Consider the following 11,972-nt stretch of genomic DNA (forward strand, 5'->3'; position numbering starts at 1 on the left):
GTGTTCCGCTCTCTTGAGGCCTCGCTCATCCGTCCGATCACCTCACATTTCGGTGCATGTCGAAGGGGAGTCCCTCGACGCCGTCGCGCTGGAAGGCGTCGATCGCGTCGTTGACCTCGTGGTAGCCTAAGATCCCCTCCTGGATCATCCGCTCTATCAGCTCCGCGCGGAACTGCAGGTCGTCGTAGATGTCGCGGGTGTCCGCGTAGCCGAGCAGGGTCGCGATCTGCTCTTCGAGGACGTAGGAGTTGTTCATCCCCTGGAAAACGATGTCGTCCTCGACGGGGTCCCAGCTGAACACCTCGCGGGTGACGACTCCCTCCATCTCCTTGGAGTACCCCTCGATCTCCTGGACGCTCGTCACGCGTCGGAGCACGTCGTCGCCCTGTTTCACCCGGTTCTGGAACAGCGCCACGTCGGCGTTGTCCATGAACGTCTCGGGGACGTTGATCGGCTCGGAGGTGAACCGCTGGATCATCGAGACGATGTCGGACGCGTGGAAGGTCAGCATGACCGGGTGGCCCGTCTGGGCCGCCTGGAACGCCATGCGTCCCTCGGCGCCACGAACCTCGCCCACGATGATGTAGTCGGGCCGGGACCGGAGCGCGGCGGCGACCAAGTCGAACATGTCGACGTCCGAGGAGCCCTCGCCGCCGCCCTCGCGAGTCAACAGCTGCTGCCACGTGTTGTGCGGCGGGATGACCTCGGCGGTGTCCTCCGCGGTGTAGATCTTCGAGTCGCTCGGAATGTACGAGAGAATGGCGTTCAGCGTCGTCGTCTTCCCGGACGCCGTCTCTCCGACGACGAACACGGTCTGTTCGTTCTCCAGACAGAGCCAGAGATACGCCGACAGCTCCGGCGACAGCGTCCCCCAGTTGGTGATCTGATTGATCGACAGCGGGACCTCTTCGCCCTGCCGGATCGTGAGCGAGGAGCCCTTCAGCGAGACGTCGTCGGAGTAGATGATGTTGATACGCGACCCGTCCGGCAGGGTCGAGTCGACGATGGGGTCGGAGTCGGAAAGCGGATCGCCGATCCGCTCGCCCATGTTTCGCAGCCAGTTGTCGAACTCCTTCGGCGTGCCGAAGTCCACCGTCGTCTCCAGCATGCCGTAGGTGCCGTGATCGACGTGGCACTCCTTGGGGCCGATAACGTGAATGTCCTCGTTGGCGGAGTCGCGCATCACGGGTTCAAGCGGTCCGAGCCCGACGATGTCGCGGTTGAGCCGGTAGCGGATGTTCTGGTAGGTCTCTTCGGTCACCGTGAGTTTCCCCATGTTGAGGACCTTCGAGACGCCGCCGCGCCAGCCGCCCGTTCCGTTGTCGACGTGCGTGACCTCCTCTAACAGCTCCTCGATGAGATCGTCGTACCCCGCCTCCGAGTCCGGTGCGGTGTGCTGCCCGCTGGCCGCGAGCAGTCTGTTTTTCACTTCGTTGAGGATCTGCGCCTCGGGACCGGAGACCTCCGGCTCGATGGCGTAGTACTTCGTGTCCTGTCCGAGATCGCCGTAGATGTGGCTGTAGATCGGGCCGCCGACGGGGTAGATGACGTTCGGTCGGTTGGACTCGTACTCCGATTTCGGCTCCTCGATGTACTGCGGGAACTCCCCCGTTATCTGTTTGAACTCTCGGAGGTGCTCGCGGAGGTGCGGCCGCTGCATAGCGAGCTTCCGCAGCTCGTCGGACGGTTTCGCGGTTCCGTGTTCGGTCATGGGTGGATCGGTTCCGGGTTGTCGGTCGCGTCTCGAAGCGGCGAGACGACGATACGGTCGCGTGCCAGGCGCGAGACGACGATACGGTCGCGTGCCAGGCGATTCATCACGCGACGCTGCGGCTCTCGATGACGATTCCGGTTCCGGACCGAACGGAGAACCCGATCGTGTCGCCGACCTGTTCGCCCATGCCGGCGAATCGCTTCACGTTGATCTGCCGGCGGATGTCGTTACCGACTTCGATCATCTCCAGCTGGATGAACACGTCGGCGATCGACCGGAACGGACCGATCGCGTCGTCGTCGACCGCCGAGGGGTCGACGGTGAGCACGACCACCTTCCCTTGCGAAATGATATCGCGGAAGAAAGAGATGATCTCCAGGGCGGCCTGTCGCTCCTCGTTCTTCCGGACGAGCGCTTCGAACGTCGGATCGTTCCGGAAGATGGCGTCGAACGTGTCGAGGAAGACGACGTCGGAGTTCCACATCGCCTCCGCGTTCATCAGCCGCTTGAGCAGCTCCTTGCGCTCGCCGTCGCCGTCGGAGAACGCGCCGCCGGAGTCGAAGTCGGCGTGCAAAAAGAGGAGCTCCTCGTTCAACAGCGGTTTCACCATGTCGTACTCGAGCGAGTGCATCTGGTCGATGAATCCACGGACGGTGAGCTCCGTCGACATCATCGTCACCGACGCGCCCTCCTCGATGAGCCCGTAGGCGAACCGCTGAGAGATGGCGCTTTTCCCGGCGCCGTAGTCGCCCTCCATGAGGACGATGCTCCCGCGGGGGATACCGCCACCGAGCTCCTTGTTCAGTCGGTCGCGTTCGCCGAGTCCGATCGAGAGTAGGTTGCTTGCGCGTGGCATCTTAGTTCTCCTCCGTGCGGAACTGGAACAGCTCCTCGTCGCCGTTGACGGTGATGAACACCCGGTGGTCGGTCCCGCTATCGAGCCCCTCCCCGTACCCGTCGATCCGACTGACGTCGATCGTCAGTCGGAGGACGTCGCCGCGGCTCCACGCGGCGCCCGTCCCGGCCGAGACGAGCTCGCCGCTCGTCGCGTCGGGACGGACGAACCGTCCGTTGAACACGACGTCGAGGCCCGAGCCGTCTGGCGCGAGCCGATAGGTGCCGGTGTTCTTTATCAGGAGCGTGACGTTCTCGTCGCTCGCGTTGTACACCCCCGCGTTCGGGTCGGAGATGACCGTCACGTCCGTCCGGAGCTGTTCGGTGGCGTCGAGCCCGGCGTCGTCGACGGCCGCGCTCACGCGGTCGACGCCGGTCGTGATCGTCCCGACCACGCCCGCGGCGATCACGAGGCTCGCGATGAACAGGATGAGATGGGAGACGGGAACGCTCGCCATCTACGGGCTACCCTCCGTGACGGTCGCGGCGTCGCGGACGCCGGACTCGACGACGAGGACGACGCGGGTCTCGCCCGCGACCACGTCGGTCGAGAGCTCGCCCTCGTTCACGGTCAGAGTCAGCGCTTCGCCGCCGAGCCAGAGGTCGGTCTCGGCGTTGCCGTCGACGATCGTGCTCGCGTTCGGCCCGCCCACGTCGACGTACTCGTTGCCGACGACGAGCGTCGCATCGCTCACGACGAGCCCGACGGGGCCGTCGTTCGTGGCGTTCACGGTGAGCGTTCCTGAGCCGCCGGTCGCGTTCGCCACGGCGAAGTCGGTGTTCTGCTGTTCGAGCGCGCGCTCCTGTATCCCGCGTTGCGCGTCGGTGACGCTGTCGAACCCGTTCGCCGCGACGGGGTAGAACGTGGTGAACGCGAAGAACAGCCCGGCGACGATGATCGCCGTCGACGCGGAGACGCTAACGCCCATCGCCCCACCCTCCGTCGGCCGGGTCGGCGCGGTCGGAACGCGGGTCCGGGTCGTTCATCGGCCGGGTGGAGCCGCCGTTCCGCTCGCGCCCGTCCGCTCGGCGGTCGCGGTCGTCGCGGCTATCGTGCCCGTCGCCGCGGCTATCGTGCCCGTCGCCACCGCTGCGCCTCCACGCCTCGTGGTCCTCGCGGCCGTCCGGTCGCCCGCGGTCGCCGCCAAAGGCGGGGGCACCGCCACCGACCAGCGATCCACCGGCCAGGTCGTCCCATCGGTCGAGTAGTAGCAGATGGCCGCTCGTCCCGTTGAGCTGGGTGACGTACCGGAGGCTGCGGGTGTGGTGCTCGCGGACCAGCCGGTCCGTGCCGGATCGGTCGGCGAGATTCCGGTCGATCGTGCCGAACCCGGAGAGGAAGTCGCGGAGCCGCGCCGCGGCGTTCGGACCGACCCACTCGATACGCTCGTAGTAGTTGATCGCGCGGACCGCGTCGGTGACGTCGCTCTCGGAGACGAGGAACTCCAGCCACTCCATCACGAGGAGGTCGCCGACGTAGTCGCCCGGCAGCTCCGTCAGGTACGGCTTCCCCCGGCTCCCGGAGAGGTCGTCTTTCTGGACGTACTCGAAGCCGTCGCCGCTGGCTTCCGCCGGGTCGCCGCCGAGCTGCGGTCCGCGCTGTTCGGGCTCACGGCCCGGATCCGACCCCGCGTCCTCGAAGCCGATGTCGTCCGAGCCGTCGCCGAACGGGTCCGTTTCGTCGCCGAGGTCGTCGTCGAACGAGCCGTCGTCCGCGGTCGCCTCCGCGCCGTCGCTCCCGTTCTCGTCGGCCCAGTCGGCCTCCCCGGCGTCGTACTCCTCTTTCAACTCGCTGAAGCTCTTTCCATCGTCGTTCATATCGTCTTCGTCGTCCGCCGCCCCGCTCTCGGACGTGGCGTCGGCGGAATCGCCGTCGTCCGTGTGATCATCGTCCGGTTCCTCGTCCAGCTCGTCGAACGCATCGTCTCCGAACCCGTCGCCCTCGAAGCCGTCGTCGAGCACGTCGTCGTCGAAGAACCCGTCGGCGTCCGCATTCGCGACGTCTTCGTCGAGGTCGTCGTCGGTCTCTTCGTCCCCCTCGTCGTCGAAGAGCCCGAACGACCCCTCACCGCCGCCGCTGACGCTGTCGAACCCGCTCGAATCGTCGACGAAGGGATTGATTCCGCGGGTAACCATCTCGTAAATGTCGAGGAGGTTCCGCACGTCCTCCTCGATATCGTCGACCGCGGCGGAGATCTCCTCGTTTTCCGACCGTACCGTCGAGACCGTCGAAGAGAGCGACGCGACCTCGTTTTCGAGGTCGTCGAGCCGCTTTTCGAGCTCGTCGGTGTCGGACCCGCCACCGTCGCCGTCGTCGAAGCCGTCGTCCCACTCGTCCATTCCGTCGAAGTCGTCGAGGCCGTCCCCGCCGCCCATACCTCCGCCACTCATTCCTCCGCCACTCATTCCTCCGCCACTCATTCCTCCGCCGCCAAAGGGGTCGTCGTCGCCCATGCCTCCCGAATCGTCGTCGTCGGAACCACCATCGTCGAGGAACCTATCGAGGACGCTCGCACCGACGAGTCCCAGCGTGGCGACTGTCCAAACAACGGTTGGAGCTCCCCACACCGGTAGTTCGAGGCCCATTGCCACAGACGACCCGCAGAACCCACTTCAATTCACCCCTCAAAATATCAACTATGAGAAAGCACGTCAATCGCGCGACGAAAAGCGGATTCCGCCGCGGTCGCTCGGGGACGAATCGACCCCTCGGGCAGTCGGTCGCCCTCACAGCGTCCGCTCGAACCCGTCGGCCGCCCGCACGGACAGCTGTCCGTCCGGTTTCAGTCGAACGGTTCGTCCCACGTTATCGCCAACGTCGCTCGCGACAATCGGGACCGCAGCCGCGCGCAGGCACCGCTCGACGCACGCGACGTTCCGAGGCCCGACCGCGTCCGCGAGCTCGAGCATCTCGGCGCCCCCAGCGACGCGGGCTTCCAGCCGAGTCGGCGATCCGCCGGCGGACCGAAGCTCCCCGACGAGCGTCTCGATTCCGGTGTCCACATACTTCGCGGGCCGAGCGGTGGCTTTGGCTCGCTCGTCCGCGCTCGGTAACATCGCGTGCAAGAGGCCGCGGACACTCGCATGATCATCGACGAGCGCCACCGCGACGCAGGAGCCGAGGCCGCTCGTCGTCAGCGTCTCGTCGCCGGTCGCGACTGCAAGCTCTCCGACGCCCACTTTGATACGACGTGAGTCGGGATCGCTACCGTCGCTGCTCTCGTCTGCCGCGTCTCGGTCGCGAGACACGAACGAGCGGCTCACGCTCCCGAGAGCCGCTGGAGGGCCGCGGCCAGTTCGCGCTCGTCGGGGAGCGCGTAGATGTCGCACCGCGCCTGTACCCCTTCGGTCCGAATCGCGGCGTCGATCACGAACCCGTAGTCCTGTCGCTCGCTCAGCTTGGCGACGAGCGGGCTCACCGTCGACGCGCCGAGGTCATGGACGAACTCCGGCGGGGAGTGCGAGATCGACGTGCCGAGGACGTTCGCCCACCCGTCGATGAAGCCGCTCGTCATCACGTTTCCGAGTTCACACAGCGCGTTCTGTGCCATATCGCCGAGCGGCTCGTCCGTCTCCATCGGTAACATCGCGTCGGCGATCGCGGCGGCGGACTGTTCGTCGAAGAGGATCGCGAGATACCCGCTCGGCTGTCCCCGCAGTTCGAAGACGGTCCCGGCGTTCGGTTCCGTACCGACTTCCGCGGGCACGTCGGCGAGCGGCACGAACCGGAGCCGACTCACGTCGACGCTCGTGTCGAGCCCGGTCATCATCGCGATGTTGTCCGCCGCGTTCGTCGACCCTCGCTTCGCCAGCGACGCGAACGTCGACAACGACTCATACGGAATCGCCGTGCGTTCGCCTTCGTGGCCGGAGGGTCCCGCGCCCGTCGCCGTCCTTCCGACGATGAGGTCGCGGAACGGCCCGGAGTCGGGGAGCATGTAGATCGAAAAGTCGAGGTCCGTCGCCGTCGCGTCGAGGCGGCTCTCGAAGAGGAACACGCCGTCGCCAGCGAGCGCCCCGTCGGGCAGGACGGCGGCGCCGTCCGCCTCGAAGTACCGCGGCGGCGTCATGTCGATCGCCGTCCCGAGGTAGTTCGCCCACCCGTCGAGGAAGCCGCCGAGCGCGATGTTACCCACCTCGGTCACCGCGCTGCGCTCCATCGCTTGGCCGCCCGGAAGCAGCGAGAGCAGCGCGTCGGCGTGGGCGGCGTCGAACGCGAGGACGGCCTCGCCCTCCAGCCCGCCGCGGAGCCCGACGCTCACACCGATCGACTCCCGACCGGAGAACGCCTCGGCGAGGTCCGCGCCGCTGGCGACGCTCGCACCCGTGACCTCGACGGCGAGATCTGTTCCAGTCAGCTCGGAGAGCGCGCCGGCGGCCTGCTTCGCGCCGCGCTCGGCCAGCCGGTTGCACGCCCCGAGCGCCCGGACGTCGACCCGCATTATACCGCCGATCCGATGGCGTCGAGCACGTTCGGCTTCTGGAACGGCTTCGTGATGTATCCTTCCGCACCCGCCTTGATGGCGGCCTTCATCTTCTCTTCCTGCCCGACGCTGGTACACATAATCACGGTCGCCTCCGGGTGTCCTTCCATGATCTCCGTCGTCGCCTCGATCCCGTCCCGGATCGGCATTACGATGTCCATCATTACGAGGTCCGGCCCGTGCTCTTCGTACTTGTTGACCGCCTCGACGCCGTTTTCGGCCTCGCCGACGATCTCGAACTCCCCGTCGAGGATCTCTCGGAGAAGGTTCCGCATGAACTCCGAATCGTCCGCAATAAGCACGCGCGTAGCCATGAGTACGTGGAACGCCGCTCAGCGATCACTTAACAACTCTCCCGTGGTTCTCAGCGCTGAGAACGGCCGCTGACGAGACGGTGAAGCGACCCCCGGCCGAGGCAGTCCGTCACACCCAGTGACCCAGCAGATAGGTGGCTCCGACGAGTACGGTGCCGCCGAACGTCTCTCGGGTTCCGATCCCGAACGGAAGCAGCGTCGCTGGCGCGTCATCGGGTGCCTCTCGGTCGCCGTCGGTGTCGCCTCGCTCGCCGTCGGTGTCGCCTCCGTCGCCGTCCGCCGTGCCTCCGTCGCGATCGCCAGCGTCCTCCGTTTCGCTCGCTTCATCGACTTCGTCCGATTCGTCCGCCCTATCGATCGATTCCGTGATCTCCGCGTCGGCGTCGCGCTCGTTTATGCGCGTTACCGCGGGATCAGCCTCCACGGTCACCGTCCCCCTCACGCTGTCCTCGCCAATCGTGAGTACGTACGAGTACTCGCCCGGCTCTACGTCGACTTCGATTTCAGAGAACGTCTCGCTTCTCGATGTCTGCGGCGCGACCGTGACGTGTCGTTCCTCGACGATTTCCCCGTCGTCAACGGTGAGCGTCAGGCGCTCTCTCGCCGGTAGCTGCCCGACGTTTCGCACCGTCGCAGAGAGGTTCGCCAGCGCCTCGCCGCGAGTCACCGCGAGGTCCGTCGTCGTCTCGTTCGCGAACCGCAATCGGGCCGGGTCCGTGGCGTTCTCGACGACGAGTATCGTCCGGCTGTCCCGCAGCGACTGCCCCCGGTAGAGTCGGTAGCTCGCCTCCGTTCCGGGCGACACGTCGGTGAGTCCGCTGTCCACGGAGAAGTTCCCGTCGGCGACCGTCAACTCGGGCTCCGTCCGGGACGGGGTCTCGTCGGTATCTCGGACGATCGTCGCCGAGAGATCCGTCGCGGGTAGGATCGAAGTCGTTCCGGTAATGGCGCCATCGCCGGTCTCGACGAGGATGGTTCGGTCGTCGGTAACGTGGTCGTACCGGAGGTACCGCTCTCGGACGTTAAACGACGCCTCGGCACTGGTCCGACCGTCCGCAGTCCCGTGGTACGGGTACTGCTCCGAGACCCGGTCGTCCGTCGCCGACGCCGCTCCGAACGCCGCTGGGGGGTCCCCGTCGCGGAACGCGTACCGATCGCCCTCGGTCCCCTCCAGCGCGAACTCGACCGAGAACTCGTCTCCCGGCTCGGGGCCGTCGGTGAACGGGCCGCCGTCGCTCGTGTCTATCGCGAGGTAGAAGCGGCTGGGCGCGCGGTCGCTCTCTCCCTTTTTCAGCTCTGCTCCGTCGGCGAGAAAGAGGGTGACATCCTCCGGGTCCGCGTCCGCGAGGTCGAGTTCAGTCCGGCGTTCGTTCCGGCCGGGATTCGTTTGCCGTACCCGTAGCGAGACGCCCTCCTCGGCCTCGAGGAGGTCGACGAGGACCCGGTGATCGATCGCTGTCCCGGCCTCAAGCGGTTCTCCCGACCGCTGTTCGGCGAAGTACGAGAGCGCACCCCAGACCCCGGTTGATTCGAAACCGAGGACGACGCGGTCGCCTTTCGTCACCGCCGTGCGGTCAACGCCGGTCTCCCTGAGGACACCGATCGATTCGGGCCCGTCCTCGCCGTCGGCGATCACGCCGGCGGCCGGGGCCGTGAAGGCCTCGATCTCGTCGTGGAACGCCGGTTCCTGTAACACGAGGTCAGACTCCGCGGCCACCGTGACCGGATCCACTGCACCCGAATTCCTGACGATGAACGTACCGTTGGTGATCGCGAGTCGGTACCGCTGCGGCGCCAGTGGTCGCACGAGTCCGCCGGCCCCGGTCGCGCCGGACAGTTCGCTGAGGTTTTTCGCGATCACGTCGCCGTCCTCGTTCGTGAACTCGAGATCGCACGACACATTGGCCGCGCTACAGCTGTCGACGTTGCTCTCCGTCGTCCCGATGAGCCGCGTGTTGATCGTCGTCGAAGAGCCGCTTACTCTGAGAACGTCGACGAATCCAACCGTCCCACCGGAGTCGGTGAGTCGATTGCCGCCGACCAACAGGTACGCGCTGTCGTTCCCGGCGGCGCTGGCAACGTGTTTGATCTCCACCGGATCCCCGGCCGTTCCGGTGTACACCGGTCTGTTGAATGAGCCGTCGACCTCTCGAGCGACGCCGTCACCCGACCCTGTCGCTCCGTCTGCCGTGATCGCGGGCACGACGTCGTCGCCCGCTGCTGTCGCGTCTCCTCCGCCGGGGATCGCTGCGGCGGGGGCCGTGGCTGCGGCCCCGAGAAACGAGAGGAGTACCGCTAATGCCACCAGTGCGGCCCCGAGCGTCGAGAGCCGGGAGCGCAGCGTGACTGTCGATTCTTTCTCCGCGTCGTCCTCGCCGTACCCGCCGGAGGAGTCGATTGCCGTCGCTTGAGTGGACCGATCCGTGCCGTCCGGTGGAACTCTGGAGGTCATCGTTGTGTCGATTGTATCGCAACGGGGCCGAGTCACGCGGACGGCTCGCCGTGAACTGCTGTACTATCGGGATCTCCGCGACTAAAGCGTACCCTCCCGATTATCGTGTTGGAGAACTGGAGTCGACTACCGCGGCGCAGTCGAAGCGAATCGGCCGACCGAAGCGGGATCCGTCTCTCTTCGAGCCCCGAAGAGTTAAGCCCGACCGCGGTCCGGTTTCGATGAGGATGAAGACCTGTCCCCGGTGTGAGTCGTCGATCGATGACGAGGCCCGCTACTGCATCGAGTGTGGCGCCCCCCAGACAGAGCCGGCAGCGGAAGAGTTCGACGAGTACGTGCAGCGGCAGGCCAAGCAGGTGGCCGCCGAGTCGGGGACCGGAGCCGGTGGCGGTTCCGGAGGTGAGAGACGAGCAGACGGCGCCGGTAGTGGGTTCGCTTCGATGGAGGAGCTCACCGACCGCGAGCAGCTCTGGCGGCGCGGCTGTTACGTCGCCGGGTACGGAACGGTCGTGATCGCGCTCACGCTCGTCCCGCAGATCGGCTCGTTCCTCCTGATCCTCGGCGGGATCGCGATCCTCCCGCCGATCCGCCGCCTGACGGCGGGACCGCTCGGGAGCCCGTTAAAACGCGAGGTCATGGCCGGGCTGTACGCGGTGTTCGCGGTGACCGGGATCGCGCTGCTCGTCCTGTTATAAACCCCCGCCGAGAAGAGCCGCTACCCGAAACGCCCGCTACTCAATTCGGAACCCGCCCGACTCCTCCGCCGCACGAACGAGGTCGCCGATGCTGTCACTCGCCGATAGCCCCTGGCTCGCCGCGAATCGCTTTATCGCCACCGGCGGGAGGTCGACTGTCGTCTCGCTCGCCACGAGGAGGAGCCCGAGCGCCTCGGGGGCCGGTGACTTGGGGCCGGCGTTCGAGGCGAACCACGACACGAGGCTGTCGAACGTCGCGGTCACGTCGTTCGAGACCATCCGCTGTCGGGTGGTGTCGCCGTCGACGTGCAGCGTCGCGTCGATTCCGTAGGTGAACCCGTCGTCGTCGAAGGAGGTGGCGAGCCACCGGCTCACCGCCTGCCGGTCGACGCCGGTTCCGCCTGCACCGGCGGCAGCCCCTCCGGCACCGCCCGACGCCGTGCTCGTCGCGTTCGGACCCGGGCTGCCACCCGGCGGCTGCCGCTCCGCGGGGCTCGTCGGATCCGCGGCCGTGAACCCCGCCTCGTCGGCGGGGCGCCGGTTCGCCCCGGCTCGCCCGACGTTGGGACGGCCGTTCGTCCCGACGACGTACCGGCTCTCCCCGATCTCGACGACGGTCTCGTCGTCGGTGAAATCGAGTTCCTCGGGGTCGGCCGGCGGTGCGTCGTGGTCACTCATGGCGTAGGCGTTATCGCGCGAGAAAATAGGTGTTCCGGGCGGAGCGATCCGCCGGGATAGTGGTTAGGGGGCTGTTCGAGGCCCGTTAGAGCCGGACCGCTTCGCCGCTCTCGTTGAAGAGGTCGGGTGCGCGGAGCTCGACGCTCGTGGTTGCGCCCGAGGGCGAGACGATGTCGAGCGCCGAGGTGTCGCTCTCGCCGAAGATGTCGCCGTCCTCGCTACCGAACGGCGCCTCCTCGGGGTTGAACACGAGCGTGAACCGCTCGTCGTCGTTCAGGACCGCGTCGCTCGCGTCGACGAACGTCCCGCTGGAGTTCTGGACGGCGAAGTTGCCGGCCTGGATCTCGCTCGCGTTTACAACTGTGCCGTCGGACTCGTTCGTGTTGTTGAAGACAAGATTCTCCTGCCCGTTCGGACCGACCGCCTGGACTGTCGTGGTACTCAAGTCGATCTGATTGGACCCGGCCGCGCCGGCGACGCCGACGCGGATCGCGGAGAGGTTCGTCGGACTGTCGCCGTCTTCGACGATCCCGACCGTGCTGGTCACGTCGATGCGCTCGGAGACGAGGTCGGTGCTCTCTTGGCCGGTCGCTTCGGCCTGTGACTGCAGGAATCCAGCGGTATTTATCAGGACGCCTGCCGCGATCGCCGCCACCAGCACCATCGCGATGAACACGATGAGGGTCCCGATACCGACCTGGCCGCGGTCGCCGTCGTCGTCAGTGATGAACTCGAACATCG

The 11,972-nt window shown here is 66.7% G+C and carries 12 protein-coding genes; 1 reads left to right on the top strand and 11 read right to left on the bottom strand.

The window, feature by feature from the left end; all coding sequences use genetic code 11:
• Positions 1-37: 37 nt before the first annotated feature.
• The 9 genes from flaI to ACNSN4_RS09460 form a co-directional block, all read right to left on the bottom strand.
• The gene (gene flaI / locus ACNSN4_RS09420; RefSeq protein ID WP_418285567.1) at positions 38-1,711 is read right to left on the bottom strand and encodes an archaellum flagellar ATPase motor FlaI; all 1,674 of its coding nucleotides are present in this window, start codon (positions 1,709-1,711) and stop codon (positions 38-40) included.
• A 106-nt stretch (positions 1,712-1,817) separates the two neighbouring features.
• The gene (gene arlH, locus ACNSN4_RS09425) at positions 1,818-2,570 is read right to left on the bottom strand and encodes an archaellum protein ArlH (RefSeq protein WP_418285568.1); all 753 of its coding nucleotides are present in this window, start codon (positions 2,568-2,570) and stop codon (positions 1,818-1,820) included.
• A 1-nt stretch (position 2,571) separates the two neighbouring features.
• The gene (gene arlG / locus ACNSN4_RS09430) at positions 2,572-3,066 is read right to left on the bottom strand and encodes an archaellum stator protein ArlG (protein ID WP_418285569.1); all 495 of its coding nucleotides are present in this window, start codon (positions 3,064-3,066) and stop codon (positions 2,572-2,574) included.
• Positions 3,067-3,537: an archaellum stator protein ArlF gene (arlF, locus tag ACNSN4_RS09435; RefSeq protein WP_418285570.1), complete on the bottom strand. Its 471-nt coding sequence runs from the start codon at positions 3,535-3,537 to the stop codon at positions 3,067-3,069.
• Entirely contained in the window at positions 3,527-5,194 is a 1,668-nt protein-coding gene (locus tag ACNSN4_RS09440; protein ID WP_418285571.1) for a FlaD/FlaE family flagellar protein, read from the bottom strand. The genes arlF and ACNSN4_RS09440 overlap by 11 nt, the downstream gene beginning before the upstream one ends.
• 141 nt (positions 5,195-5,335) lie before the next feature.
• A complete protein-coding gene (locus tag ACNSN4_RS09445; RefSeq protein WP_418285572.1) occupies positions 5,336-5,857 on the bottom strand; it encodes a chemotaxis protein CheD in 522 nt (173 codons plus the stop codon).
• Between the two features lie 11 nt (positions 5,858-5,868).
• Complete coding sequence (locus ACNSN4_RS09450) at positions 5,869-7,050, bottom strand: chemotaxis protein CheC (protein ID WP_418285573.1); 1,182 nt, start codon at positions 7,048-7,050, stop codon at positions 5,869-5,871.
• The gene (gene cheY, locus ACNSN4_RS09455) at positions 7,050-7,406 is read right to left on the bottom strand and encodes a chemotaxis protein CheY (RefSeq protein WP_418285574.1); all 357 of its coding nucleotides are present in this window, start codon (positions 7,404-7,406) and stop codon (positions 7,050-7,052) included. The genes ACNSN4_RS09450 and cheY overlap by 1 nt, the downstream gene beginning before the upstream one ends.
• Positions 7,407-7,515: 109 nt before the next feature.
• A complete protein-coding gene (locus tag ACNSN4_RS09460) occupies positions 7,516-9,858 on the bottom strand; it encodes a BGTF surface domain-containing protein (protein WP_418285575.1) in 2,343 nt (780 codons plus the stop codon).
• A gap of 227 nt (positions 9,859-10,085) precedes the next feature.
• Between ACNSN4_RS09460 and ACNSN4_RS09465 the strand changes: the two genes are divergently transcribed.
• Positions 10,086-10,553, top strand: a complete 468-nt coding sequence (locus tag ACNSN4_RS09465) for a zinc-ribbon domain-containing protein (protein ID WP_418285576.1) — start codon at positions 10,086-10,088, stop codon at positions 10,551-10,553.
• A 36-nt stretch (positions 10,554-10,589) separates the two neighbouring features.
• On the opposite strand, the gene ACNSN4_RS09470 is transcribed toward ACNSN4_RS09465, so the two are convergent.
• Together ACNSN4_RS09470 and ACNSN4_RS09475 are read right to left on the bottom strand one after the other, a co-directional pair.
• Positions 10,590-11,231 (bottom strand): DUF7500 family protein, encoded by a 642-nt coding sequence (locus ACNSN4_RS09470; RefSeq protein WP_418285577.1) that lies wholly within the window; start codon positions 11,229-11,231, stop codon positions 10,590-10,592.
• Between the two features lie 85 nt (positions 11,232-11,316).
• Entirely contained in the window at positions 11,317-11,970 is a 654-nt protein-coding gene (locus tag ACNSN4_RS09475) for a flagellin (protein ID WP_418285578.1), read from the bottom strand.
• Positions 11,971-11,972 lie beyond the last annotated feature (2 nt).

This window comes from Halorubrum marinum, from assembly GCF_048381195.1.
GTDB lineage: Archaea > Halobacteriota > Halobacteria > Halobacteriales > Haloferacaceae > Halorubrum.

What these genes read in the sequence shown, in the direction of transcription:
- ACNSN4_RS09465 (WP_418285576.1), top strand. Translation starts at nt 10,086, where the DNA reads ATGAAGACCTGTCCCCGGTGTGAGTCGTCGATCGATGACGAGGCCCGC.
- ACNSN4_RS09440 (WP_418285571.1), bottom strand. Translation starts at nt 5,194, where the DNA reads ATGGGCCTCGAACTACCGGTGTGGGGAGCTCCAACCGTTGTTTGGACA.
- cheY (WP_418285574.1), bottom strand. Translation starts at nt 7,406, where the DNA reads ATGGCTACGCGCGTGCTTATTGCGGACGATTCGGAGTTCATGCGGAAC.
- flaI (WP_418285567.1), bottom strand. Translation starts at nt 1,711, where the DNA reads ATGACCGAACACGGAACCGCGAAACCGTCCGACGAGCTGCGGAAGCTC.
- ACNSN4_RS09450 (WP_418285573.1), bottom strand. Translation starts at nt 7,050, where the DNA reads ATGCGGGTCGACGTCCGGGCGCTCGGGGCGTGCAACCGGCTGGCCGAG.
- ACNSN4_RS09460 (WP_418285575.1), bottom strand. Translation starts at nt 9,858, where the DNA reads ATGACCTCCAGAGTTCCACCGGACGGCACGGATCGGTCCACTCAAGCG.
- arlF (WP_418285570.1), bottom strand. Translation starts at nt 3,537, where the DNA reads ATGGGCGTTAGCGTCTCCGCGTCGACGGCGATCATCGTCGCCGGGCTG.
- ACNSN4_RS09470 (WP_418285577.1), bottom strand. Translation starts at nt 11,231, where the DNA reads ATGAGTGACCACGACGCACCGCCGGCCGACCCCGAGGAACTCGATTTC.
- arlG (WP_418285569.1), bottom strand. Translation starts at nt 3,066, where the DNA reads ATGGCGAGCGTTCCCGTCTCCCATCTCATCCTGTTCATCGCGAGCCTC.
- ACNSN4_RS09475 (WP_418285578.1), bottom strand. Translation starts at nt 11,970, where the DNA reads ATGTTCGAGTTCATCACTGACGACGACGGCGACCGCGGCCAGGTCGGT.
- arlH (WP_418285568.1), bottom strand. Translation starts at nt 2,570, where the DNA reads ATGCCACGCGCAAGCAACCTACTCTCGATCGGACTCGGCGAACGCGAC.